This window comes from Xanthomonas sp. WHRI 7065, from assembly GCF_040203115.2.
GTDB classification, from domain to species: domain Bacteria; phylum Pseudomonadota; class Gammaproteobacteria; order Xanthomonadales; family Xanthomonadaceae; genus Xanthomonas; species Xanthomonas arboricola.
In genome coordinates this window covers 4545385-4570321 of record NZ_CP168194.1, presented here as the reverse complement: position 1 = coordinate 4570321, position 24937 = coordinate 4545385, and the positions used below count along the sequence as shown (strand labels likewise).

Below are 24937 nucleotides of genomic sequence, written 5' to 3'. Positions count from 1 at the left end.
TGCTCGGCATCGGTGCTTGCGGCAGGGGGGACGCAAAGCGGTAGCGCCAGCTCGGGCAGCACGCTTTCGGGCAATTTGAGCTTGCGTGCGGGTGAGATCAGCACCTGCGCTGCGATTCGAGCATGCCGTGCGCGCATACCGTTTATTGCGGTGCCTGGATCGCCGTGGCTGTTGGTCGATTGCGCGTCCTGACGGCCCAGGTCAGCAGGGTGCCGTACCGGCGCTGGTCAGTGCGCAGCGCCGCGCATCAGCGCGTGGTAGGCGATGAAGCCGGTGGCCGGCAGCGCGCGCGAGAACAGCCAGCCCTGCGCCAGATCCACGCCGTGCGCGCGCAGATAGTCCAGCTGCTCCTGCCGTTCCACGCCTTCGGCAATGGTGCGCAACTGCAGCGTCTTGGCCATGTCGATGATGTGCGAGGTCACCGCGCTGGTTGCCGAGTGGGTGCCGATGGTATCCACGAACGACTTGTCGATCTTCAGCGCGTCCAGCGGCAAGCCTTGCAGGTACTGCAGGCTCGAGTACCCGGTGCCGAAGTCGTCGATCGACACCGTGTGGCCGGCACCGCGCAGGTGGGTGATGGTGGTACGTGCCGCTTCGATGTCCATCAGGCTGCGTTCGGTCGCCTCCACCCACAACTGCCCGCTGTCCACGCTGGTGCCGTGCAGCGCTTGCGCAAGCACGGTCTGCACACGGCCGCTCTTGATGTCTTCGGCGGAGACATTGATAGCCACGTGCAGGGAGGGGTCGGTCGCCAGGGTGGGGCCGAGGTCGCGGATGACTTCGGCCACCACCAGGTCGGTGATCGGCAGGATCAAACCGCTTTCTTCGGCCAGCGGGATGAAGGCATCGGGCGGGATCAGCACGCCATCGGGTTGCTGCCACCGCACCAGCGCCTCGGCACCGACGCAGGCACCGGTGTCCAGCGCGATGATCGGCTGGTAATGCACGACGAACTCGTTGCGCTGGACGGCGATCTCCAGCCGTGCCAGCGGCGACAACCGCCGCCGCGATACCCAGATCACCAGGCTGACCAACAGCAGCGCCAGCGCAATGCCGACCGGCACCACCTGCAGCCGCGCCGCCGCCAGCGGCCCGCGCAGATAGGCCGCCGGCTCGGTGACGACCGCGGCCCAGTCGCCGCGGCGGTCGCGGCCGGACAACACCTGGCCATCTGCGTCGGTGCCGGATGCATCGGTCGGCGGTGCGATCAGCAGCCGCTCGGCGGCAGTGCCGGTGCTGCTCAGGATCTGCCCGTCCGGCGTGCCGATCGCCAACTGCAGGCCGGGCGGCAGATTGATGTCGGTCAGCGTGGTCGGATTGATCAGGACGTTGTAGTCGCGCAGCTGCAGGGCCATCAACGGGTGTTGCGGATTGGCCAACGGACGCAGCCGTGTGGTGACCGCGATGCCGCGCTTGACCACGAAGTCGGCCGTGGTGTGGGCAACGGTCGCCGGCGATGGTCCCCACGAGGTGCAGCGCAACCGGCCCTGCTGCATGTATCCCAGTTCGACGATGTAGTGACTGGCCAGCACCAGCGCGCGCATCTGCCCCAGATGCGATTGGGAGCAGGGCTGCAGCTGCGACGCGGCCATGCTCAGGAGCGCACCATGCGCCTCGTCGAAGGCGGTGTCGGTGCGCCGGATCGACAGTGCCGCGAGCTGCGCGAGCTTGCTTTCCTCGCGGTCCAGCGCCAGCCGCCATGCCAGGTAGTAGGACAGGCTGACCGGAAGCGTTGCGCACAGCACTACCAGCAACACGGTCAGACTGATGATGCGTTGACGCTTCACCTCACCACCCATATCTGCGTGGAGGCGTGCTCACGCACAACAGCCCGTGCAGAGCGGCGCTGACACGCATCGCCCCACGAATGGCGTGGCGTATTTGCGCCGCGCACGGACGCGCCGCGCGAGGACGTTGGAGACAGTGACGGTGGACTGATGAGGCTGCACGTCGCGAATGTACGACAGACGCGCGGGTTGCGCGCGTCCGCGGGGCGAAGCAGATGTGATTTTCTGCAAATGACGGTACTGGCAGGTGTGGTAATCGGCCTCGTCAATGGATTCACGCGCCTGCACCAGGCAGCGCGCTAGGGTCGGGGGTCTGTGCTCCCAAGCGGGAGCCGCGGCGCCATCCGGCCCCGTGCAAGGCACTTTCCTGGAGGAATCACCATGACAACGCAGAAAGAACGCGTCGGCGGCACCGATGCAGTGCCGATCTTCAAGATGCAGGAAACCACCCGCGATGGCGAGCTGACCAAGTACGTGGTCGGCGACACCGGCGTTGCCTTCGACAGCCTGGAAGGCGCGCAGGCTGCGGCCAAGGATCTGGGCACGCTCAACGGTTGAGTCGGGCTGCAGCCCGGTCGCCAGGCGTCGAATATCAGATGGGCGAGGGGGGGGAGGTCGAGGGCGCGGCGCCCTCACCGCTCGCAGGACACGCCGTGCATCCGTCCGTGCAGGCTCCTTGGCGGCATTGATGCCGCCAAGGAGCCTGCAACCGGTAAGGGCACCGCACTAGCGAGTTGGTCGGCTGCTTTCTCGAAAGCGTGTTCCTGAGCTTGTGGCGGGCAGAGGAGACGTTTGTCGGTTGCGCGTTGAAAACCTGTCTGCCGCGCGGCTTGGGATGGGAAGCCGGTGGCATACACCGTGATCCGAACACCCGATGTCTTGCCTTGCTTGCCCGCGCGCACCGACCATCTCCACTGGTCCTTGCCTGCCTACCGTCGCGGGACCTTACGCGGCATGGATGCCGCGTAAGAGCCTACATGGACGTACTTGCGGCGTGTCCCGCGATGGTAGGCAGGCAAGGACCCTGCAGCCAAGTCGCAGATCAGCCGCTCTAGAGTTGGCCTGGCTCTACAGTCGAGCTACCCGCAACCCCGATCCCCAAAGACATAAGCCATTCGCTGGCCGAGGGAGCGTGCCCTAGCGAGCAACGTTGAAGGCTGCTTTGTCAGCTTGGCGCAGCAGTCAGGGAAGTGGCTGCTCCGTCAGCCGCCCGGTGTGCGGGGTGTGGATCAGCGGGGCCAGATCAAAGCCCTGCTCGCGCGCATGCGCCAGATAGGCCTGGGTGATGTTTTCGTCCAGCTGCGGCAGCCTTGCCAGCAGCCACAGATACTTGCGGTCGGGGCCACCGACCAGCGCGGCGGTGTAGTCCGCGTCGATGCGCATCACCCAGTAATCACCCTTGGTGAAAGGAATCCAGCGCAGGCCTTCCGGCAGGAAGGTGACTTCCAGCCGCGCGTTGCTGTCGTCGATGGCGCGCGCCTGCCCGATTGCTTCTTCCAGCTCGCCCTCGGCGGTCAGGCAGCGGTTCTGCACCCGCACCGTGCCATCGTCCTGCAGCGAATAGTGCGCCGACACGTCGGTGCAATCGGCGTCCTCGAAGCGAATCGGCAGCCGTGCGATTTCGTACCAGGTGCCCAGATAGCGATTCAGATCCAGGGACGGGACGGTGACTAGGTCGGGAAGTCGGCTCATGGCGGCCTCTGCGCAGTGGTGTGGCGGACGTTGTACGTGCATCACCATGAAATGGATGTTGCGACGCTGGAGAGAGCGTGTGGACGTACCGGCGAATGCTGTGCTGCCCGATGCAAGCACGTGCACGCACCTTGCCGCCGAACCGGCAGCAGATAGTTCTGCGATGGACGCAGCGATCGATCGCATTACCGTTTCGAACTCCTTAGTGTCCCAACGAAACAGCGCGGCATCGTTGTGCGGTGGACGCATGCCGCCACATTGGCGTGTTTGGACCGGTGCTGCTACGCCGCGCTCGCCGTGCCGATGGCGCGATCCAGTTTGCGGTAACCGATGGCCTCGGTCAGATGCCGGGTGGCAATGGCCGCACTGTCGTCGAGATCGGCAATGGTGCGGGCCACGCGCAGGATGCGATGCATCGAGCGTGCGGAGAGCTGCAGGTGTTCGATGGCGCGTTCCAGCAGCGCCTGATCGTCGCCTTCCAGGCGGCAATGATGATCGGTCTGTGCCTGATCCAGCTGTGCGTTGGGCGCGCCGGCACGCGCGAGTTGCCGTTGGCGTGCGGCGACCACGCGGGTGCGCATGCTGGCGCTGTCTTCGCCGAGGTTGCCGCTGCGCAAGGCCTGTGGGGGCAGTCGCGGCACTTCGACATGCAGGTCGATCCGGTCCAGCAACGGGCCGGAAATGCGGCTGCGGTAGCGGCGGATGCTGTCGCTGCTGCAGCGGCAACGCCCGCTGCCATCGCCGGCCCAACCGGACGTGCACACGTAAGCTCCTCTAATGGACTATTCCCAAATCGCCTACAGGTTTAGGCAATTTTGAGCGGCGGATCTGTCCACACATCAAAGGTTTCATGATGGACGAATCGGAGATGCCCGCCGGTCACCGGAGGAGCTAGTTGGCTGGTCGCCAAGTTTTGCGATGAAACCTGGAAATTCTATTGCTGAGCCTCATGGTCAACTGCCCGTGCTGATAGCCTTCAAACCAAACGGACTCAGGTTGCGGCAGGAAGTGCCGGAGACCGATGAAGTAACGACAACTGAGCACCTAGTGTAGGTAGTGACGCGTTAGCCGGGCCGCTTTGCGGTGCACTTCAACAGGCAAACGCTCACCGAGCGCGAGCTCAACCAAGAAGGTACCGGCTTGAAAGATACGGCGCGTACTTTGCTTCGGGTGTCGTCATATGCACATCCTGAAGGAAGAAATTTGGAACAAAAGGCCTGTGCTCAGGACGAGATCGCGGTAACTCCTTACCCTTTAGCTTGTTTGGGGCGGGGGCAGCGTCCAAAATTTCTTCCCCATTGGCGCGATTCTTGTCAGGAAAAGTTCCAGCAGTATTGGACGGCGCCAATGTGCGTCAGGTATGAAGCTGTACTCGTCATCAGCAAGGTCTCGCTGGGACTGCCTAGCCGCGAGCCAACGTCCTCGGCGTCTTAGATGGGTTTGCAGGGCAGCATATGCTGCGTCTGCACCAAAGTGCCCTTGGGACAACGTGGCGGCAGCGTGGCGCACGCTCAACCAAGCAAGGTAGCGGCGTCTACCTACAGAATATGGTGCCCACTCTGCTCGGATCGCCAATATGAGCTTCCGGACGTCGCCGCTGTCAAGTCGATAGCGCTGTAAGAGATGAACAAGATAGGCCTCGCTGTCTCCGTCGGCGAGCAACCGCCAGAGGGCATTGCGAATCATTCCATCGTCCTCGGCTAAGCGAAGTTGCAACGCATCATCAAGAGCTGCTTGGATTTCTTTGCTTGGCAGATCGATGCCGCAGTAACGCCAGGCGACAGGCTCGTAGACGGCCCGGTGAGGTGCACCAGATGGAGACGTACAGCGTATCAGGATGCCGGCCTGCTCTAGGAACTGAAGCAATTGCTCTGTTAAGCAAGGGCAAGACGTGATTGGGTTTGGCTGTTGGGTGGCGAGGTGCAAGGCGCACCAAGCAGCAGTGCCCATCAATCCGACGCGCTCTGAAGCGCGCAACAGCAAGGTGCGAGGTGTTAAAAGAGTCGGTTGAGTCTGGACATGAGCCACGCATACCTCGGTGGGATCCAGCTCTTAGCCTATCAGATGAAGGAAATGGCGACTACATGATTTTCATGTAATCAGTGGGTGGCGCATAGATTGCTGGTCGCATTCAGCAATCGCGACCATGGCAACCAAGACGATCTATGACGGTCAGTACCGTGAGCTGATCTACCAGCTGCGTGCACGCCGTGAGCGATTGGGGCTTTCACAGGGTGAAGTTGCTCGGCGGTTGAGCTGGCCACAACAACGTCTGTCGGCGATCGAAGCAGGCGCACGTCGTCTGGATATCTTGGAGTTTGTTTTGCTTACCCGTGCGTTGGACATGACTGTGGCTGCTTCCACCAGACTGCTGTTCCCAAAAGAAGGTTAGGTGGCAGATTCCCATACGGCGCTTTTACCAATTCAACGCCTGACTGGAAGGCTGATTAGTTTTCCTCGAGGGGTGTCAGCTTAGATGAGGTATCGGTTCCCGCTGGCCTAAGTGGGAGGCGGTTTGACACTGCGAGGTCACCGACTCAGGGCGATGCGCTGCTGCCGTTATGACTAGAACCCACGAAAAGATAGGCGTCACTCTCGGAATGTCGCTGAATGCTGTAAAGATCTCTGCGGTGTTTTCTGACGCCGCGATGAGTCCACGGCTGATGGTGCTGCTGGTCTTGTTATGACAATATTTCTCCGTCGTCAAGGCCACTTCACCCACCATGGTAGGGGGACGGAGGTCAGAGCCTCCACTCAAGCGCCGACGACCAGAGGTCTCGCATGCGAGACCTCTTTCTTTGCGCCCCGCTAATTGGTAGCAAATGCCCTCGTACTCCGAGCCGCGTGGAAGTTTGAAGTTCTCTCTATAGCTCGCTGATAGTTCCGCAGGCCCCTTGATCTTATTGGCTAATAACAAACATGCCGGCTCGAGAGCACGCGATCATCGATGCTACAGCCCGCTTTTGACCCAAAGCGGACATCTCTAGCGCCCTGTTCTCGGGTAAGCATCATGTGCGCCATTCCTACATAAACGTTAGGAGATTGGCGGCGTGGCGGAGATCGTGCTATTTTTTCTCACGCGCCTGGCAGGCGCATGACACCCGTCTGAGCGAAGCTGGAAACGGCACTGCCAGTAAACATTAACCTAAGATGACCTTGTTCGGTCCTCAGCTGGTGGTTACGGGTGACGCTGCGCTTACGGACCGTGGAGCAAAGTCATGCATAGCGTCGCCGTACCTCCGTCCTCCGTGGACGGCATCAAGCGTCTCGCCAAAACACTCAAGCGCGAGCGCTCCATTCCCCACCATCAAGCTCTCGAAGAAGCTGCTCGCATCGCTGGCTTCGAGAACCTGCACCATGCGCAACGTCAACTGGCACGTGGTGTTCATTCGACCCTCTACCCCGTTTTTCTCACTGCCTACTGGCGTGAGAACGGCCGTGGGGGACGCGAAACCCTGCGAATCGAGCTGGCAAAGCCCTTGGCCGAGGTCGTCCGCAGGAACCAGCTGAACGCCGTGCGTCAACTTGCCGGCTTCCGGCTCGACGCCGACGACCATATCGAGCGGGAACTCGACGTCGAGCGTCAGGAAACAGCCCAGCAATATCTGCACGATGCCGCCAGTGCCTTGCGCTTCATGGTCGCTACTGGACTCGTTCCGGTGACCACCCAAGCTATGCATCGCAAGCTGCGCTACCTGCAGAAGATGCCGGGCCACGACCATCCGAGCGAGTGGCTTGACACGGCAAGCGGCTCGTGGCTCTACATGGACGAACCCTACGATCACCACGGCCCGGAGCTGCTGGATCGTCGGCGGCGCTGGCTGCGCGATTCAAACGTGTCCGTGGTTGCGCCGGCGTGGAAAGGACTCTACGTTCCCGGGCACTCGGTCCCGTATCTCGTCTCCGCCGATGCCGCGCTCCTGGCGCAGCTCTCCCGTAAATTGGCTACCTTGTCGGGAGAGGCGTCACCACAACATTGGAGCGGCGAATCGGACCGTTACGGCACGGCCTTCCTCAGCCCGGCGCGGGAGGCCGCGGGCCTCAAGCCGCGGCGGCGTCCGATGCCTGCATGGCGGGGCGAGGTACGTCGTGGTGCGACTCCCTACGGCAGGCCAGTTGGCGGTGCCGCCTCGCGGTGGCGCCCGGCGGTCGCGATGCCGATAGGAATGCACCTGAAGGTCGGGCCATTGCTACATGGTCTGTGCAACTCGAGGCTACCCAAGCGCGTGCAGGACGCGCTCAGTGTCGTGCGGTCCGAACTGGACAACTGGGTAATGGCCGAGTATCCCGGCGATGCCATGAGCCAAGAGCAGTTTCAGGCCATGTACTACGGCGAATACATAGATCCTGTCGAAGGTGCCGCTGCGCAACTCTGGACCATCGGCGAGGTGCAGGCCTTGCTCAGGCAAGGATATGCGGATTGCCCGCCGCTGAACTCGCTGCTCAAGCACCTGGAGAAGGCGAGAATCGGACTCGAGAAGTCAGGCTGAGCTGACAGGCGACACCCCACGTCCCATGGCTTCCCTCTGCCGTCACGAGGCGGGGGGAAGCTCTGACCAGGCCGGTGGCCGCCGATTGCCGCAGGTCCAACGCAGAATCGTTTAATCGCGCCAGGCAAGCAATCTGAAAAGAAGAGACTCGCAGCATGACGACATTCTCGACCAGGCATGTGCTCTCTCGACCCGACGCAGAGATCACCATCCGACAGGACGCTCCGAGTGAAGTGCGGGACGCGTTAACCACCATTGCCTATCGATACGAATTTAGGCCGAGCGCTCTGTGTGAAGTGTTGTGCGGAATCCGCTACCGCGCGCCCGACGAGGCAAACTGGTCGGAGTTCCCGAACATCGACGAAGAGGTTCGGGGCCTGCTGGCGGAATGTGAGTGGTTTGAGGTCTACGACTTCGTCGAAGCGATCGCTTCCCGCCACCCAGGGGCATCGGTGTCGTTCGCCGATGAGGTCAACCGCTACTTCCGGGTCGCAGGAGTCGGGTGGCAACTCGTCGACGGCCGGCTCGAAATGCGTGGTGCCGAGGTGTTCGAGGAGGACACCCTCGGGGACCTGATTCGGCGCAATCCGGATCTTTTTTCCAAGCCGGTCGACAAGATCGTCGACAAGGCCTGGGGCTATACATCCAACTTCGGTCGTCACCTGCACGATGAGAAACCGCCGGAGTTCGAAGAGGCAGAGTTGATGGCGGGCATTAGCGGTGTGCTATGCCGCTATCTCGCCAGGCGAACGGCTGGCCGCGGCTAGGATGAAACAGAGATGAAGGGCACCGCCAAGATCGAACTCTATGTCGGCAATGCCATAGAACACGCGTCTGAGCGGAACGTGTTGGCCGCACTCGTCGAACATCTGGCGAGTACCGATGGATGGTCGGCGATCTTCGCCAATATCCATGTTGGCGGCCGCCAAATTGATTTCGTGGTCGCCACGGACTCATTGACGCTGATTGTCGAAGCGAAGCATTTCTCGCGCCGTGTCCGTGGCCAGAAGAATGGGCAGTGGCAGATGCACGGTTCGGGCGGTGTGTGGCGGAGTGTCGGAAACCCATACTGCCAGGCATTGGAGGCAAAGAATGCGCTGAGGGACCAGCTCTGCGCGTCTCACGGAGAAATGCCTGGCTATCCGGATGCCTGTGTTGTCTTCGCCCCGGCGTTGCCGACGGGATCGGATGTGCCTGCGTCCGACTTCAAGGTCTCGATCATAAGTGCTGGCGCTTTTGCGGAAGTCACCGCGAAGCGGTCCGGGCTCCTGCTTTCCAGGCAGCAGTGGGCCGCCTTTGCGCAAGAACTGGGCCTTCAGCGAGTGCAGACGCCGGGCGCCGCGTGCGACGCCAGACTGCTCGAACAGGAGGCGCTGCTGACGGCCTACTGGTCGCAGTTCCTACTTATCTATGCGCCAGCCGTCGGGTCGCTGAAGAGTGACCGTTATGAGCTCGGCGCCGAAGAGCTCGATGCGATCGGCGTGGCAGACCGTGTTGCGCAGGATGATGACGACCTTCTCATTCTTGGGCCATCCGGCTGCGGGAAAACCCTCCTCGCCCAAAAGATTGGCATCCACTGCTTGGAGCGTGGCCACGTCCCAATATTCCTTCAAGGAAAGTACTTCACCGGAACACTGGGCGAGAGCATCGGGAGGGAGGCAGGCTTGCTCGGTGCGCCGTCGGCGGCTCGCCTGATCTCGGCGGCCCAGGCGAACGGCCGACTGCTGGTGTTGATCCTGGACGGGTACAACGAATGTCCGGCAGCCGAGCAACTGGCGCTCACCAGGAGCCTGGCGGCGGCTGCCCGGCGCTACGGTATGCGGCTAATCGTGAGCGCGCAGGTCGACATTGTTCGATCGGATCTCATCAATGCCAGTCGTGTCGTCGTCAGCGAGCCTGACAAGGCGTTGAAGCTGGCGATTGCAGAATCGACGGCTGGTCAGGCAGGGTATCGATTGGCGTATCTTCTGGACTCAGTGTCGAGTGGGCTCGAGGCGGACCTGGTCGGCCGAGTCGGGGCAACATTGGCTGACGGGGCAAGTCGTTTTGCCTTGTTCGACGCCTATGCACGGCAAAAGCTCGGAGACGACGCATCCGACGGAATTCGACTCCTGGCGGCAGTTGCAGGGCAGCTGATCAATCGCATGTCGTTCAGCCTGTCAATCAGGGACTTCGACCGTCTGGCGGCTGCCGAGCGTATCCATGGCGACGTACTCGGCAGGATAGTCGCCGCCGGCCTTGTGGTCAGGCAATCGGACAGGGTCAGCTTCCGCCATGAACTGATCTTCTCGGCGTTCGCGGCCGAGTCCGTTGTTCGCCAGAGCGACCATAATGTCGAGAAGGTGTTGCTGGCGCTGGTCGCCCCAAAGTATGGAAACAGCCGTGCATTGATCCTGGGCGCTTACGATGATGATCGTTTCGTGGCTAACGTGCTTGCGAGGATCGAGGATGCCGGCCTGCTGCGGGCCGCATCGGATGGCGAGTGCGGAGTGGTGGCGCGCAACTGGGTCGTGGCCCGGTGCGACCAGGTGCTCGAGAAGTTGACGGCGGAAGCCGCGGCTGTCCGGCATTCGCTATGGGATGGCACCTGGGGCGGGGCCGGGGTGTGCGAAGACACCTTGTGCGATTGGAGTCCCTCAGAACGCGCGCTTATGACGACAATTTCAAACGGTGTTTGGCGCGGAACCTACCTGGACCGCGTCCTACATGCCGTCGCTGAGATGGATCGATCATTGAACCAAGCATTCGATGAGCTGAGGGAGGAAGCAAAGGAAAAGAAGGTCAGGCTCCGCACCGCATTGTTTGCCGATGCGTACGTGATGTCGGGGCGAGCAGGGATATCGCAGCTGGTGAATCGCATCTGCCACGTTTATTTTCCATCCAGGGCCGGCAAGAGTGAAGTTGCGGACAGCATTAAAGGTGCGTGGGAACGGCCTCGCACGTCTGGCCAGACGTATCTTCTGCTGACCCTAGTCAGATTCGCGGAGGACAGAGCCTACATCATCCCGCATATCCTGCCGTTGCTTGGCGAGCAGTGGAGGTATCAGCCCTATCATCTGCAGCTTGCACTGCTGAACTCTGTGTATTTCCTTCGTCTGAGTGATGACGGGTTGAAACAGCAGCTTGTCGACGCTCTGGAAGCCTTGCTTCCCACCTTGGGGCCGATGGTGTCCGGGATGGTGGTCGAAGCGCTCGAACACATGGGTGCCCTGGATAAGGATGTCGACCAACATGTCGGCGGGGTCAGGGAAGATCTGCAGAATCTTCTGTCAGGCCCTATGGACGCGGTGCAGGATGCGAAGGCCTGGGCAGCGTACTCCTGCCAGTTTGATCACCCGTTCTCGTCGGCGTACTGCGAGGTCATACAGGAGTTGAACAAGGACCAGCGCAAGCGCCTGTTGACGATGGCCTGCCGGGGTGCCGGGTACGCGGGGTTGTTCGTCTCTCCTTTGATTCAGGAGCTGACCGAGTACCAGGATCCTAAGGTTGCGCCCGCTATCGAGAGATGGACAGCCCTACCGGAACTCAACAGCTTCATGCCGCAAGAATCGATCTCGGTGTTTGTGTGGGCCCATGTCGCGCTTGGAATGCTCGGAGTTCCGCCGCCAGCCGACCGAGGGGATGTGGAGTCCCCGGCCAAGGATGCCTTGATCGCTTTAGGCGATCTGCACTACTGGGCTCATCGCTCGGATCTTGACGCCGATCGTCTCACCCAATCCTGCTCAGCGGCCATGGAAGTCCTGCTGCACCCGGCTCAGCTTGGAGCGGCGTCAGCGCTGTACCTGGTGACCAAGGCAATGTCATACGAGAACGCAGCCCGCGAATCGGTCATGCAGAAGTTTCCCGGCAAGATGTTATGTATTTGCAGGAATGCACTACAACGGCCTGATGACCAGATCGGCTATTTTGGTCATTTCGGCTATGACAGGCTCGATGTGCTTAGATTCTCCATTGACGTGCTTGGCAATCTCGGCGTCGCTGGAGATCTGCCTCTTCTGCGCAGCTTGAGCGATGACCAAGCGCTCGGTGAATCAGCAATCAAGGCGATCCAGCTGATCGAAGGACGGGTCGATAATGTGGGCAGTTAGATCAATTATTGGTATAGCGAGGAGGTTGCCGGTAAGCGTGCATCGACGATATGCATGTAGAGGTTCCTGATTCGAACCTACCGCGGTCTTTGAGAGGAAAGGAGTAGTGTCCCCGCCAGCCAAAGAGCCGCCATGTAATCACGGATTTTCGCCCTACAAGGCAACATTATTCATGCCTTTGATAAACTGAATGGCAGCGCGCTCGAGCTCCTACCTACCTCAATCCAGCGCGTCACCGCTCAATTTAGAAAAGCCGCTCATCAAGCCGTTCTTGACCTGCGTCGACTACGAGCGCCTTCCAACCGTCTTGCGCCGTTCGAACGATGATCACTACAGTGTCAGGATTATCAAGAGCCTTTCCACCGCCCGGCGTCATCTCCAATTGCTCGATCACCTGATCGAGCTTATCTGCATAGGCCACTGGCAGCTTCTTGCTCCACCCAGGCCCAAAAATGTCTCGGGCACGCACGTCTGTGACGTGCTGACTTGGGCGCTTCATGTCCTTGGCGCGCGTCCGCGACGGCTTGAGAATGATGCGGTCATCGTTGTGCGATACAACGCCGATGTCGGGGTTATTGCAGCCTACGGCTTTGATGTCCTGCTTAGTCACCCGCTTCATGACCTCCTTCTTGATTTCATGGGTGACTCGCCCATAGGCCGCCAGACGATGCACGCTCAACGTGGCGGTGTCTGCCCCCTGCCTGAGGAGTACATCCCCAAGAACGTCATTGAGCCGAACATCAGGGGAGTAGATAATCAAGTTCATAGTTTGATAAAGCCTATCGAATGAGATTTGGTCACACTTCCTTTGGCATTGCGTCGCAGTTGCTTTCGCCAATGCTGTTACCTATGAGGGGCCCGCACTGAATTGACGAAGCGACGCTGCGATCAGAGTCCTCTCCTGCAGTGGCGATCGTTACTCGCGCAGTTGATTACTTATCAGCTTTCGGGCGTTGCCCACCGCCGTCATCGCTATTTGGAAAGATGCATCGACGTCACCCGGCTCCTGGAGCAATCCCTCAAAGTTGCCATCGTTGTCGTAGATTTCGCCACCACAGCGCACGTAGTAGGAGTTTTCCACAATCTCCTCTCGGAGATCATAGAGTGTCATCAGTGCTCTGTGTACAGCATGTCCGGCTTCATCCAAGTGATGCATATCTGCCAGCAGTGCGTTGAGCTCCGGTGGCACAGTCAATAGCTTTAGAGCTGCCTCGTCGTCTCCTGGGGATGTGACGTACCGTGACCTTGCCTCAGCCAAGCTCTGCCAAATGCTCACTAGGTGAGGGCGCACCAAGAACCCGTAACTCATCGCCATGTTGCGATCCTTCCTTCTCCGCAAGGCCTCCCCCTTTGCACCGGCAAAGTACGCAAGGCCAATTGACGCGGAAGACAGCAATGCTTGTGCCCAAGCCGCCCATACCTCTCCAGTCAGACAAGGGAATTCAGACAAGATCAGGCAATAGTTCACGTCAGCCATCGGTGCTCGACTCCATAAGATCACGAGTAGATGTATCGCATTGATCTCTGCCGATGCGCATCACTGCTCACTTCCAATGAAAGGATAGTACCCTCGGGAATCCCAAACCGCGAAAGATTACGATCTTACTTAAATCTGAACGTGATTGATCTATCTGGCACAATCGGTAATGACGCGTGCCTGCTCGGGCGCCATGCCCGTCACTGTAAACGTGCGGGCAAGGCGAGCAATTCGTGCTTATGGGTTCTGCGTAGATGAATTATCAGTCGTACATTCCGTCGCCAATCTGGGGGATCCGAATCTGAGCCTAACCAGAAACTTGTAGATACCGAAGATCTCCGGCGCGGTTCGCCCATCAACCACGTACTTGTAAAGATTGGCTTGGTGTTCGAGGCGACGCACCTTTGCCTCGGCCTGCTCACGCAGCGCTCGGAGGTCGAATGCCCAGCCATCCCCAGCAGATCGATGAATGAGCGCGACCATTCGCTCTATCGAAGTTGCCGCATGCATTGAGAGCTCGAGATCATTTTCATCCTTGGCTGGGTCTCGATGGGGAAACACGGCTTTTGTGGAGTTCTTGGCTCCAGTGAATTCCTGTGAAACACGCGTTTTAAAGCCGTAGGCAGCAAGCAAGGCCAGAAGAAATACGAAGCGGACGCCGGCTCCACCGTACTGACGCTTGGCATGCTTCCCGCGCTCACCTTTACTTTGCTTGCAGACATAATCGTGCTGAAGTTTTCTGCTCAGCTTCACCGCGGTCGTAACGTCTGCATACGACATTGGCCGCAGGCCCTCACCTATGCTCACCAAGCCGCCCGCCGGTCCAAGTTGGTTGGTGAGCCAGGCCGTGAGTTGCTGGTCCAACTCACAGTCAGCTGATTCCTCCAGGAACTGGTCCGGTACTTCGACGATATTCGCCTGACGCAACCTCTCAAACAGGGTCTCAGCGTCGCTGAGGGCCTTTAGCTCGGCATCACAACGGCCCCAGAGTTCTGCCATAGCGCGGTTTGCCGAAACGGCCACAGCAAATCTCAGCGACAGGCTGTCTTCTTTAGCAACGTCACAGCCCTCCTGGGCTGCCATATCAATCAGCCTTTTGACGCGATAACTGGATTCCTCTGCAATGCTCTCCAGCGCCCCCGGCGGAGGTGCACGACTGTCATCGGCATCGTTACCGTCTCGCCACTCGCGCACAAAGTGGTCGAGAATCAACTGGAAAGCAGCATCTATCCAGTATAGGGAGACTCCAAGCTCCGAGTCTCCGGCCATTTCTTGCGCGGCAACTTTCGTATACGGCGATGACGTGTCACAAACCGCAGTTGCCTCAGTTGCGCTCAGGCTTTCAACCCATTGGAGTAGCGGCTTGTACAGGTCCACGGTCAAACAGTTGCTGAGGCGATCGCATAGGAATCGACGTCCTTCAAGGGCCTTTAGTCCCTCCTCGGTTATGCCAAACGAGAGGAAGCCTTCCGAGTGACGGGGCTTACCTGTCAAAATCAGCCTGCCGAACTCATCGGATACAAATGGAGCAGCCGTCCGAGCAGATTGGGTAACACGCTTCCAGTGGCGGTTGCCCGCCCAGCCTGACGTGCCAGTCGTATCGCCGACGCTCATCTGTCTGATGGCATCGACTAAACCCTCTGCCTCCTGCGAAGACTGCCGAAAAATCTCATCCAACTGCTTCGCCGACTGTCGAGGCGAACCAATGATGTCCGTCAGAGCCGTTCCCAGTGTACGACGCGCATCAGGGTCGATTTCCATCCCCTGGCGGAAACCATGCCAAGCTGTCATTCTTCAGATTCCTTTTTAAGGGCCTGGTTCGCCGGAAACACGCGGCGATTGGAAACTGTATCGAGTGAGTCGGCATGCTTCTTGAGCCCATCACGGGCCTTCTTGTGAGGGGCGTAACCTTCTTTGGCGTAGCGAATGCGCCGGAGCTCGGCGCTTGCCTGCATAAGAGCTTCGTCGGGGAACTGAGCCTTCCCGTCTGCCATAAGTTGGCTCGCATAGGCCGCTGCATGCGCGAACTCGCCAAATTCGTTGATTGAGCGGATGGCGTGGTAGGTTTCGTTGCCGGCGGGGTAGATCACCCCATGCGGGGTGAGGGCTTTCGGGGTCATGGACTGAATCCACTGGTTGAGGTGGCTCATCCTGCTGCCCTTCCCCAAAGACTTCCATGTTGAAGTTCCCAGAGTGGTCTCTAACCCGCTCCGCAGGCCAGCACTCATCAATCCTAGAGAGCCTGTGCCACATAGAGCTGCGGAACTGCGTCCTAGTACATGCCCGCAGCATCGCGTGGAACATTCTGTGGAACGAATGTGGATGAACTCCCAGCTCCGGGGCCACCTGCTCACAGCTGACGCCCGGTTGGCTCACTGCTCAACCGCCACCGCTTGAATTCCTACGCTTTCGACGTCTGCCCCCCCGAGTAGTGGTCAGGTTTAGAGTCCGGGGTTGATGATATCGCTGTTGGCCTACTGCTGGGCACAGGCCGCTGCGTCATTCCGTCGATCGCCTTCTTTGGGCGGTGTTCGCGCGGCTGTGAGATTCACATCCTACCAAAAGGGCGGGCGCAATTCTTGTCAGCGCAGTAAGCTAAGAATTCCTATTCTTGGAGTCAGTAGCGATGACCCTACCTGACGAACGTACTCGCAATATCCTGCAAGCGGGCGCGTTCCTGAAAGAACTTGCTGGTAGCAAGGCTGTGCCCCAGGAGGTGCGGCAAGAGGCCTATCGTCTGCTACGGCACTATCCGACACTAAGCGATATCGAGGTCATCGCCCAACGCGAAGAAGAGCTCTATCAACTCGCTCCGTCAATTTTCCATCGTCCTTATCTGACCTCAAACATTGAAGGTGAATGGTTTCGCAGCTATCCGAAAGGACCGCATAAAGACTGAGCCGTAGCTCCTCAGACGCTAGCTGACCTCCTTCTCGCGTTTGAGCTTGCAGGACGTCGGACTTAGCCGGCGGGGCATCGCCGATCGATGAGTGCGCTGCGATGTGCCTTCGCTTACTGGGCAAGTGACGGTGTAGGCGCTGCTACATCGTGCGATTTTGCGGGAGCTGCATGTGCTGTTTCTCAGCAGGCAAGAGAGAGCGCAAGAAGTCGTGCCATTCAACGTTCGCAGCTTTGCAGCGCGCATCAATTTGCTCAACAATCCAATGCGAGTAGACCAGGACTGGTGCATTGCCGTCTGCGATGTCGTCCACCGCTGCGCCGACGAGCCAGCCAAGCGCGACTATCTCATCATCAATGCCGGCGATAGGCTCATCATCCACTACTACTGTCCAAGAATCTGCATCGTCACCTTCAATGTAGGCAAGAACAGCTCCATCTTCCCCTATCAGTTCAACAACGATGTTGCGCTCGGCATCAAAAGCGGCCATGCAATTTTCAACCTTACTTGCGCTTGTTAGTGGTCGCGCCTGAGCTTCTTCAGCTTTTCTGCGACGCTCCTTGAGCTTCGCTTTTCGAGCTGCATCCGATTTCTTTGCCATTGTTGCTCCTAGCGTGACGCAGACACCTGTCAGCAGATGAAGTCTGTCATCGCCACAGTCTAGTTTAGCTTTAATCAGGTACCTATCCCGATTATGACATTCTCGGTCCTGTCCTGCTCGGGTCATCCTGCGTGTGGTCACGCGTCTGTGCGAGTTCTTGCATTCGCGTTTGCTCTTGCATATCGCGTGCCTGGTTAGCAGCCAGATACTGTTGTTCTGGAGCCGCCGCCAGTGCCTCGCTGGTCGGCATCTGCGCGCGGTTGGCATACGGATCCGGGGACGCGCCTGGGCCTGAGCGCATCACGAACATCGTCACCCCGCCCGGAAGCTTGTCGGTCGGTACGTTCAGTGCGACATCGACCTTGTCGCCAGGCTTGAATCCCGCCTCAACTGCCATTTTGTACGCGCTCGCAACCATGCGATCGCTGCGCTCATCCCACGGTTTGTTGGCGCTTTCATCGAGCCTTGCGATTGAAGAGCGTAGTTGCTCCACCAATGCAGCATCTTGCGGCTTCGGGCCGGCCGCGCTCTGCCGATTCACAGATGGCTGCTCGTCTTCACGAGGCTCTTGCGATGCAACAGAACGCGCACCCATCTGCATTCCCGGCGCGCCAACCTGTGCTGTGCTCGTGGACGCTGCACGCCCTTGCACGTGGTTGTCTTCCAGTGCGGACGAACGTCCCGGCACTGTTTGCGAAGACGGCGCGCTGGGTACGGGGGCTTGCGTGGGCTGTGCTGCAGGCTGTTGCGTTTGAGGCGACTGCCCAGGCGGATTGGGCGAGGTGGCGTTGGCAGGCATGGCTTGCTGCCGTTCTGCCTGCAGTATTTCTGCTGCCGTCGTGGTCGCCCTGATCTCCATGCGGTCGTCGTTCTGACCAACCACCGTGGCGATTGAGCCATCTTTCTGCAGCTGCAGGAAGAAGGGCATCGGCTTGCCTGTGTCGCGCGCATGGTCTTGTGCGACTGCTGCCGTGGCTGCATCAATCTGCGCGTCAGTGCGCGTAATGCCAGCGCGGGCGTACATCCCGGCAACTTGGCTATGCAAGTCGCTCTGCGTCAGCGTGGGATTGCTGCGGGCGACCTCCGCCATCGAAGCCATATCTTGAAGCCCGGCCTGTTGGCTCTGCCACGTGCGGTTCAATTCTTCGCGCGTGTTGCCGGTGGCTGCATTGCTCCCATAGAACGTGCCGGGCGTGGTCCATTCGCCGCTGGCGTCGCGGGTGTAGGAGCGACCGTCAGAAGCCTGTAAGGGCTGCGGTTGCGTGCGCGCGTTCGTGATGGCCTGTGGCACCGGTTCGCGGTTGGTGAACTCATTCCAGCCGAACTGGTTGTAGGCGATTTGGTAGCGGGCCGCTGTTGCTTCGGGAGTGTTGGCAGCGTTCTGCGCAATGATCGTCTGCGACTGGCTCTCCAGTGCGGTCTCACGCTCGGTACTGATCGGAGCATTGCGTGTGATCGGTATCTTGCCGTCGATATTTTCCCTGATTTCAAGCTGCCACTTCCCGGTCTGCGCATCGCGCACGTAGTCGCGGCCCGTTTCAAACGGTTCGCGCGGCGGATGCGTTTCGTTCTTGGCATCCAGGCGGTATGGATCCTGCGGCTTTGGTGGATTTGCCAGCCCAAGTGAATACGAGTCGTTCGCTGCGCGGTAATTCAGTTCGTCGGCAAGGCGGCCAGCAGCAACCAGACGCGTTTCCTGAAAACCGCCGTTGGGCATCGGTGCGCTCACTGTCCGCGTCCAGGTGCCTTGGGGATCTTCAGGGTTGCGCGTCCACTCGTTGCCGCTGCGGTCTGGCTGTGTGTAGATCCGGTCGATGTCCTGTTTCTCGGCCCAACGTTCGCCAAGGTAAGCGCCCGCTACGCCGCCGACCAAACCGGTCGCCAACGCCCCTGGCCCCGTCCACGACCCTGTGACGGCACCGTAGCCTGCGCCAAGCAGGAAGCCGCCTGCGATGCCGCCTGCATTGCGGCCAACGAAGTGCGTGGCTGCCGATGCGGCGCCGGCGTCGTTGCCCTGCGTACTTAGCTGGACAACGCGGTGGCCGGTCACGGCGAAGTCGTAGGCCATGAGTGCTACGCCGGCCGCACCCGCGACGCGAGCACCAGAAAGCCCGCGCGCTCCGGCCGCTTCTGCTGCAGCAAGCCCTTCGCCGGCCACGATGCTGCCTTCGCCTGGGACGCCGGGCATCCGGGGCGCAGTCGGTGGCCGTGCCAGGATCGGTGGCATTTCTTGAGGAAATGCGCTGCGCAAGCGGGTTTCCACTGGCTCAGTAAGCGGCAGGCGCCCGGCTTGGTTAGCTTCGGCAATCGCCGTCCCCAGAGACGGCCGGCCACCCCATCTGTCACTGAGGGTGGATGATCCCGGTTGATCAATGGCATCCAAGGCTAGTTGGACGTTGCCTTCAGAGCGCGTCACTCCGGCCCAGCGCGACTCTGCTGCGGCCATGTTTCCTATGTCAGCAATCTGGGCAGCATGACTCTGCTGATATGCGGCGAGATCACCATGAAAGGCACGTATCCGTGCATTTGCCTGCTGTGGGGTCATGCCTTGCGGCGTATTGCTTACAAGGTCGCCGTTGACCAAGCCAACTTTCAGGGTGTCGGTCAGGCCGTTGACTCTAGCCGCGATGCGCTGAGCGGCCGCCTGATCGCCCCGCAATGTTGCTTGTCCGTCAGGGGAAAGCTCCAATCTTTCAAGTCGGTTCGCAAGCTCCTCCGAATAAGCCCCCAGGGGTCCACCAGGGTGAGGCGACAAACCCATCCTTGCCGCCAACGCCTGGTCGGCCGGAAGATTGAGGATGTTGCGTGGACCATGCAGATCGAACAGGCCGCTTCTGGAAAGCGACTGCAGCAAGCGGCTCTCACTGAAAGCCGCTTGCTCAATGACATGGTGCCCTTGGAAAGCCGGTGTATCAGCCATCGGTGCAACTCCCGCTCAGAAATCCGTATCGAGGGTTTGACGCGTCAGAGATCTGCGGCGTCTCGCAGCGAAGGGCCGCTAAGTTGGGCTGCGCTCAAGGCATCGAACAGAACACGGTCACAAATGGCCTCAGTCCCTAGGCGTGACTGACGGAAGATGTGGGCGTTCCCAACGACTTCTCGCTTGAATACAAGGCTTGCACCGCCGGATACGCTATAGAAGTTGAGGTCTTCTCCGGTCTCGTAATCGTGTTCGATCTCGATCTGGACCCGCGATTCACTCTCATCAAGCGCATCAAGCCAACGCGTCACGCTGCAGAGGTAGTACTGAGGACCCTGCGTGCCGTCGGCAAGAGTGAAGTCGCAAGCCACAAAGGCGAAGCCTTCCGGATCGACGGCGTCGAACACCTGCTTCAATGCTTCCGAAACGATCCAGATGCCCGCCAGCTTCTCGAAATCACGCGGCATCTCTTGCTGTCCAGGCAGCTGCACTAGGTGCGGCCTCACCGGATACTGGCTTGGGTCACCATTGGGGGGATCCATGGTGTTCATGCCAGGGGGCAGAAGCAGTTCTTCGTTGGCAATCTTCAAGCCAGCGCTTTGACCATTGCCTCGGAAGCTTGGCCGGAGAACAAAAAATTCCCCCAGATGGGAGTCGCTCGCGATGATGACGGGGATTGCTGCCTGATCGTTCATGGTGATTTCCATCGTGGACGGTTGCGCCGCAGATCGCAGCTGATTTCCTTGGTCCAGGAATTCTATGGCAATGGGCGGCACGTCTGTGAAGCAGGGGTCTAAGTGGCACAGTGAAGACTTTCAAGTCGATAGCCTCGTTGCCGATTTTAGGACTCTTTACCGGGCGCCCGGGTAATAGTCTGCGCGCGTAGCTCATTGATAGTGAGGGGTTTTAGTCATCCGGCTAGCGACGTTGTCTGGTTGCCAGGAAAAAAGGCATCAGAGATAGCGCTGAAGTGTCTGGGAGGCGCCGGCCGCTGGAGATGGCCCGTGGCACTAGCTAGCACTGATGTGACCAAAGCTCAGTCTGCTTGGTCGTTAGAGCATGCGTTACCAGATACTGACCCTCCATGCATCGCGTTCCTCAAACCGATCCAAGGCTTTCTTCTTCGACGTGCTTGGAGTGACGTCTGAGATGTGTAAAAAACCTGGGCGTATCAAAGCTCAAACATCTGGTCGCCGATCTGAGCCTGGTCAAGGTCTTGTTGCAGGACGTGCTATCAAAAAGTTTTGAGGCCAACGGAGCGTAGTTAGTAATGCGTACCAGCCCTTGAGCATCCCGATCCTTACGCCAACCGCGATGAAAGGCCAATGAGCGAGGCGCCAGCTGCATCGTGCGAATAACAGTATATGGTCGAGCCAAGCTAAGATATGCGGGAGCACGTGCGATATCAAGAACTCGCCTAAGCTCATGATCGTGGCCTAGATGGCCAAAACAGATGTGGGTTGACAATTTCACGATCGGGCTCAGCCCATAGATCCTAGAGCTACTGGCTGCCAATGAGCATCGAGAACAACAAGTCAAACATACTGCCACGCCTGGATTACATTGCCTCGCCTGAGCTCGATATTGCTGTGGCGCAGATGGTGGCAAACAAACATACTTGCGACGCGTTAGCAAGGCGCCGCTTTCGGCTGGCAGCGATCGCAGGGCAGGGCTTGAATCTCTGGCCCGACGAACATCACATCCCTCAAGGATTCACGTTTTACCTTAAAGCGTTTCCGTTTGCACAAAACAACTGTTCCGACAAAGGCATTCCGGCGTTGGTGCCGGCCAAACGGGTCATAGGCGATGCACATCGTCAATATTCCGAAACGATGTCGCCAGAGAAAGAGGCCGCTGTGCTTTCCTTTCTCCTGCACCCTGATCGTGCGCATTGGGGCAGCGATGAGGGTGCGACATACACGTGGATTCGCCCTCTTGGATTGTTCTTAGCCGGCGAAGGAAAGAACCGTGTCAGTCTGTTTCAGCGCCTTAACGAAGAATGGATCCCTGCATGTACCAGTACCGAAGACTATCCTGCGCCCGAGCGCATAGTTATTTATACGGTCTGTATACCTGGACTAACTAATTATTGGGCAGTTCTGGATGGCCGATACCTCGAGCCACTGGCTAGTCCCGAGTGGGTGTTGCCTGTACTGCAGGCTTATGGGGTCGTGATTTCTCGGGAATGGGATTCTGAATTTCCGGCTCGTTCGGCGGTCGAGCGCGCGCTCAGGGAAGCTTCCAATGACAAGTCGATACGACGCCTTCAGATCGATTTAGAAGTGGTGCGTGCCCGGGATCAATGGGAGCGGGAGCCAGTTTCGGTAAGCGCTTGGTCCAGAATTTCCTCAAAGATTAAGTTGGGCTGTACATGCATATTGTGCCTGGTTGCGGTAGGCGGCACGATACTGTTTATTGTTTCCGTGGATTGGTCATGGCCTCGTTGGCTGGGCGCATCGCTTCTTGGCGCAGTGGCCGGGTGTTGTATGGCACTCAACATCAAGCTCATCAGCATGCGGAAAAGCGACGTTCGATCATCTCTCAGCTATAGTCTGTGGGCGAAGAAACAACGTACTTATAGCTGATCTTAATTCTGGCAATCTCAACGGGCTCCCAAGCAGGGTCTGTAGGGATATCCGCCGAAATTTTCATTTGGCAGGTAGCCAGGTCGCCGCGGAAAGCCCTGGGATCACGTCGGAGATTCGCCGAAGTTCATTCACGCGGTCCTGTTTGCCTCGACAAATATGACAAAGCGATTGGCCACGGGTGCGTTTCAGGCACTGCGAGAGCCGCGCGAGCTAACGCTCGCCGCGTTCCCTGGTCAACATCAACCGCAGATCTTTAATTTTAGCTGGCATGGAATTGGGTGGGGCACTGCTATTGGGGTTCGATCAGGCTCAGGGGCATCGCATTTGCCAAGGGCTTTTCTTTACTGATAACGTTTTTGGGCGACAGCCGATTCCTCGGCTTGTTGATTCATCGGTACGTGAGCGCTGATCTCAGTTGCCGGTGCTCTTCCATTTTGTGATTACTGATAGGACTTACAGCATGAAAAGGGAATGGATGCTCCAGAGCCGGGAGACACGCCGGCGCTTTGACAACTCCACGTGGGTGCCGCTGCGGGCTTCGGAGAAGCGCGAGGAAGGGCGTGGCGACCCAAAAGATATTGGTTACATTAGCGAGTACTTTGGCTGTGGATCCGTCGCTTTTAGCCCGGAGAACCGTGGCAATGCAGATCGCTTGGGATGGAGTGAAATTGGGATCGACCATAGTGCGCGGCCTCACGCCTACGACGATGGGCACTACTCCCCCGTAGAAGAGTTCCAGTACAACGATAAGCAGCCAATCGGGGTCGAGCTCGTCTATGAGCACGATCAGCCTGTGGTTGGCGGTAGACAGTGGATACTGAGCCCAGATCTGATTATTGCCCTTCGTCTAGTGAAGGAAGGCACTAGCTGGGTTCGTCCGGAGGAGGACTTCGTTGAGGTCGTCCGTGAAAAGCTAGACAAGGATGGGAGCCACACGTCCATCGAGATAAAGCGAGAGTTCCTCTTGGACTACCTGGCTGCAAGAGGCTTGGCGCTGAAAGTTTCGTACTACCGCCAGCGCGTCGAGAACATCTCGTCACTCCAAGGAGGCGACTACGAGGGCCTCACTGATACAGAGGAAGAAAGGGATGGGGGAAGGTTCGAGCTCAGCCTACGAGAGCTGAAGAACATCTTCGGAGGGAGCTGGGCGTCCTTCCGGGTGTGGAGAACCGACGTAGACCCAGACGAAGATGCGCCGATCATGGGACCTGAGCGGGATGACAATACTGAGTCGGAGCAGCGCGAGGGCCATCGAGATGGATACGAAGGCGTAAGGGTTCAGGGTGAGTTTTGGCGGGACGAATGGATCGACCACAAAGAACGCAGTGTGCGCGTCAGAGGTGACGAGGACTCAGCTCGCCCCCATTTCATTACGGATACCGACGGAACTCGTACAGCGTCCCACGATCTGAACGATGAGGATATTGGTCGATGGCTTTGGTTCCGTCCAGGTATCGTAAATGAGCTGCTGGCACGTCGAGGATTCTCTTTGAAATGGTACACCGCGGAGACGGGGGCGATCATTTCCACATCCGGGTACCAGACGCATTTCGGCGTCAACTCCGCTGATTTAATGACTGTGTACGCCTATGATATCGCCAAGCTCCCTACTTGGGAGCAGCACGTATGGGCCTCTCAAAACGTTGCTCCTGACGGGAAGGTCTCGGCGGAACTGTTGATGTCTCAAGTGAAGACGCGGCCCGCTTCCACAGAGGCATCTGAAGTTCTGCTGTTTGGGACTATGCGTCTGCTTGAGCGTAGCTTCAAGCAAAAGCATGGCTTCCCTCTGTTTAACCATGAAATCGATGATCAGGATGCTATGCAGATTGTGTCAAGATTTGTCAGCACGGATCGAGCGTCGCTTCTGCGCCTTGCGAAAGAGCTAGTTCGCGTGTTCTCAGACAGGCTCAACGTACGTGAACTTCGCAAGCTTTCCACTCATGCTGACAGAGAAAAGCTTGGTTCTAATAAGCTTCTTCAGGACATTCTTGCTCAGAAGGTCGGTGTCGAGAAGGCTCGCAGCGTATTTGGTGTGATCGCTGGGGTGTATGACATGAGAGTCGCGGACGCCCATCCGACTGGTGAGAAGGTTGCCGATGCTCTAATTTTAGCTGGGATCGATACAAGTCAGTCCTACCTCAACCAAGGTCAGCAACTAATCTATCACTTTGGAAGCACAATCTTTCTGATCGGTAAGCTGATATTTGGCGATGACGAGTGATCGAGACCTGGTTCGATTCAGGTGGTCGGTCGCTACCTCAACGGTGTCAGCGTGGTAGGAATCTGCAGGAATTTTGGCAGATGTGCTACTGCCTAGGCCATTGTCAGCAATTGAGATCTCTTGCACCGCCAAGCGGCGACACGGTTCCAATAACGGGCTGTCACAGATAGCCTT

At 58.8% G+C, this 24937-nt stretch carries 17 protein-coding genes and 1 pseudogene; 8 read left to right on the top strand and 10 right to left on the bottom strand.

Annotated features, from left to right (window positions below; genetic code table 11):
* Positions 1 to 227 precede the first annotated feature (227 nt).
* The gene (locus tag ABQY64_RS19015) at positions 228 to 1787 is read right to left on the bottom strand and encodes an EAL domain-containing protein (RefSeq protein WP_016904459.1); all 1560 of its coding nucleotides are present in this window, start codon (positions 1785 to 1787) and stop codon (positions 228 to 230) included.
* A gap of 381 nt (positions 1788 to 2168) precedes the next feature.
* On the opposite strand from ABQY64_RS19015, the gene ABQY64_RS19010 reads away from it, so the two are divergent.
* Positions 2169 to 2345, top strand: a complete 177-nt coding sequence (locus ABQY64_RS19010) for a hypothetical protein (RefSeq protein WP_010374782.1) — start codon at positions 2169 to 2171, stop codon at positions 2343 to 2345.
* A gap of 624 nt (positions 2346 to 2969) precedes the next feature.
* On the opposite strand, the gene ABQY64_RS19005 is transcribed toward ABQY64_RS19010, so the two are convergent.
* Entirely contained in the window at positions 2970 to 3479 is a 510-nt protein-coding gene (locus ABQY64_RS19005) for a lipocalin family protein (RefSeq protein WP_016904460.1), read from the bottom strand.
* 281 nt (positions 3480 to 3760) lie between these two features.
* Positions 3761 to 4240 (bottom strand): annotated as a pseudogene (locus ABQY64_RS19000) (ATP-binding protein); the annotation flags it as partial.
* A 1385-nt stretch (positions 4241 to 5625) separates the two neighbouring features.
* On the opposite strand from ABQY64_RS19000, the gene ABQY64_RS18995 reads away from it, so the two are divergent.
* The 4 genes from ABQY64_RS18995 (at position 5626) to ABQY64_RS18980 (ending at position 12057) form a co-directional block, all read left to right on the top strand.
* Positions 5626 to 5871 (top strand): helix-turn-helix transcriptional regulator, encoded by a 246-nt coding sequence (locus ABQY64_RS18995; protein ID WP_349780554.1) that lies wholly within the window; start codon positions 5626 to 5628, stop codon positions 5869 to 5871.
* An 826-nt stretch (positions 5872 to 6697) separates the two neighbouring features.
* A complete protein-coding gene (locus ABQY64_RS18990; RefSeq protein ID WP_349780553.1) occupies positions 6698 to 7969 on the top strand; it encodes a DUF5623 domain-containing protein in 1272 nt (423 codons plus the stop codon).
* 155 nt (positions 7970 to 8124) lie between these two features.
* A complete protein-coding gene (locus tag ABQY64_RS18985; RefSeq protein WP_349780552.1) occupies positions 8125 to 8736 on the top strand; it encodes an AbiJ-NTD4 domain-containing protein in 612 nt (203 codons plus the stop codon).
* A 12-nt stretch (positions 8737 to 8748) separates the two neighbouring features.
* The gene (locus tag ABQY64_RS18980; RefSeq protein WP_349780551.1) at positions 8749 to 12057 is read left to right on the top strand and encodes an NERD domain-containing protein; all 3309 of its coding nucleotides are present in this window, start codon (positions 8749 to 8751) and stop codon (positions 12055 to 12057) included.
* 244 nt (positions 12058 to 12301) lie between these two features.
* Here ABQY64_RS18980 and ABQY64_RS18975 read toward each other — a convergent pair whose 3' ends face one another.
* The 4 genes from ABQY64_RS18975 to ABQY64_RS18960 form a co-directional block, all read right to left on the bottom strand.
* Positions 12302 to 12823, bottom strand: coding sequence for a hypothetical protein (locus tag ABQY64_RS18975; RefSeq protein ID WP_046962797.1), 522 nt, complete (start codon positions 12821 to 12823; stop codon positions 12302 to 12304).
* Positions 12824 to 12973: 150 nt separating this feature from the next.
* Positions 12974 to 13534: a hypothetical protein gene (locus ABQY64_RS18970; protein ID WP_046962796.1), complete on the bottom strand. Its 561-nt coding sequence runs from the start codon at positions 13532 to 13534 to the stop codon at positions 12974 to 12976.
* Positions 13535 to 13771: 237 nt separating this feature from the next.
* Positions 13772 to 15325, bottom strand: coding sequence for a hypothetical protein (locus tag ABQY64_RS18965; protein WP_104611601.1), 1554 nt, complete (start codon positions 15323 to 15325; stop codon positions 13772 to 13774).
* Complete coding sequence (locus ABQY64_RS18960; RefSeq protein WP_146093363.1) at positions 15322 to 15654, bottom strand: hypothetical protein; 333 nt, start codon at positions 15652 to 15654, stop codon at positions 15322 to 15324. The genes ABQY64_RS18965 and ABQY64_RS18960 overlap by 4 nt, the downstream gene beginning before the upstream one ends.
* 506 nt (positions 15655 to 16160) lie before the next feature.
* Here ABQY64_RS18960 and ABQY64_RS18955 point away from each other — a divergent pair.
* Entirely contained in the window at positions 16161 to 16433 is a 273-nt protein-coding gene (locus ABQY64_RS18955; protein WP_084725902.1) for a BPSL0761 family protein, read from the top strand.
* 142 nt (positions 16434 to 16575) lie between these two features.
* Here ABQY64_RS18955 and ABQY64_RS18950 read toward each other — a convergent pair whose 3' ends face one another.
* The 3 genes from ABQY64_RS18950 to ABQY64_RS18940 all read right to left on the bottom strand — a co-directional run bounded on the left by ABQY64_RS18950 (position 16576) and on the right by ABQY64_RS18940 (position 20661).
* The gene (locus ABQY64_RS18950) at positions 16576 to 17034 is read right to left on the bottom strand and encodes a hypothetical protein (RefSeq protein ID WP_146093364.1); all 459 of its coding nucleotides are present in this window, start codon (positions 17032 to 17034) and stop codon (positions 16576 to 16578) included.
* A 91-nt stretch (positions 17035 to 17125) separates the two neighbouring features.
* Positions 17126 to 19954: an XVIPCD domain-containing protein gene (locus ABQY64_RS18945; protein ID WP_349780550.1), complete on the bottom strand. Its 2829-nt coding sequence runs from the start codon at positions 19952 to 19954 to the stop codon at positions 17126 to 17128.
* A 44-nt stretch (positions 19955 to 19998) separates the two neighbouring features.
* The gene (locus ABQY64_RS18940; protein WP_349780549.1) at positions 19999 to 20661 is read right to left on the bottom strand and encodes an imm11 family protein; all 663 of its coding nucleotides are present in this window, start codon (positions 20659 to 20661) and stop codon (positions 19999 to 20001) included.
* Between the two features lie 807 nt (positions 20662 to 21468).
* Here ABQY64_RS18940 and ABQY64_RS18935 point away from each other — a divergent pair.
* Positions 21469 to 22539 carry a hypothetical protein gene (locus ABQY64_RS18935; protein WP_349780548.1) on the top strand — a complete coding sequence of 357 codons (1071 nt, stop codon included), beginning with the start codon at positions 21469 to 21471 and terminating at the stop codon, positions 22537 to 22539.
* 463 nt (positions 22540 to 23002) lie between these two features.
* Complete coding sequence (locus ABQY64_RS18930) at positions 23003 to 24763, top strand: hypothetical protein (protein ID WP_349780547.1); 1761 nt, start codon at positions 23003 to 23005, stop codon at positions 24761 to 24763.
* Positions 24764 to 24937: the final 174 nt, after the last annotated feature.

Coding starts and splice junctions, on each gene's coding strand:
- ABQY64_RS18930 (WP_349780547.1), top strand. CDS start 23,003: ATGAAAAGGGAATGGATGCTCCAGAGCCGGGAGACACGCCGGCGCTTT.
- ABQY64_RS18935 (WP_349780548.1), top strand. CDS start 21,469: ATGAGCATCGAGAACAACAAGTCAAACATACTGCCACGCCTGGATTAC.
- ABQY64_RS18980 (WP_349780551.1), top strand. CDS start 8,749: ATGAAGGGCACCGCCAAGATCGAACTCTATGTCGGCAATGCCATAGAA.
- ABQY64_RS18990 (WP_349780553.1), top strand. CDS start 6,698: ATGCATAGCGTCGCCGTACCTCCGTCCTCCGTGGACGGCATCAAGCGT.
- ABQY64_RS18950 (WP_146093364.1), bottom strand. CDS start 17,034: ATGGCAAAGAAATCGGATGCAGCTCGAAAAGCGAAGCTCAAGGAGCGT.
- ABQY64_RS18955 (WP_084725902.1), top strand. CDS start 16,161: ATGACCCTACCTGACGAACGTACTCGCAATATCCTGCAAGCGGGCGCG.
- ABQY64_RS18995 (WP_349780554.1), top strand. CDS start 5,626: ATGGCAACCAAGACGATCTATGACGGTCAGTACCGTGAGCTGATCTAC.
- ABQY64_RS18965 (WP_104611601.1), bottom strand. CDS start 15,325: ATGACAGCTTGGCATGGTTTCCGCCAGGGGATGGAAATCGACCCTGAT.
- ABQY64_RS18970 (WP_046962796.1), bottom strand. CDS start 13,534: ATGGCTGACGTGAACTATTGCCTGATCTTGTCTGAATTCCCTTGTCTG.
- ABQY64_RS18975 (WP_046962797.1), bottom strand. CDS start 12,823: ATGAACTTGATTATCTACTCCCCTGATGTTCGGCTCAATGACGTTCTT.
- ABQY64_RS18985 (WP_349780552.1), top strand. CDS start 8,125: ATGACGACATTCTCGACCAGGCATGTGCTCTCTCGACCCGACGCAGAG.
- ABQY64_RS18945 (WP_349780550.1), bottom strand. CDS start 19,954: ATGGCTGATACACCGGCTTTCCAAGGGCACCATGTCATTGAGCAAGCG.
- ABQY64_RS19010 (WP_010374782.1), top strand. CDS start 2,169: ATGACAACGCAGAAAGAACGCGTCGGCGGCACCGATGCAGTGCCGATC.
- ABQY64_RS18940 (WP_349780549.1), bottom strand. CDS start 20,661: ATGGAAATCACCATGAACGATCAGGCAGCAATCCCCGTCATCATCGCG.
- ABQY64_RS19005 (WP_016904460.1), bottom strand. CDS start 3,479: ATGAGCCGACTTCCCGACCTAGTCACCGTCCCGTCCCTGGATCTGAAT.
- ABQY64_RS18960 (WP_146093363.1), bottom strand. CDS start 15,654: ATGACCCCGAAAGCCCTCACCCCGCATGGGGTGATCTACCCCGCCGGC.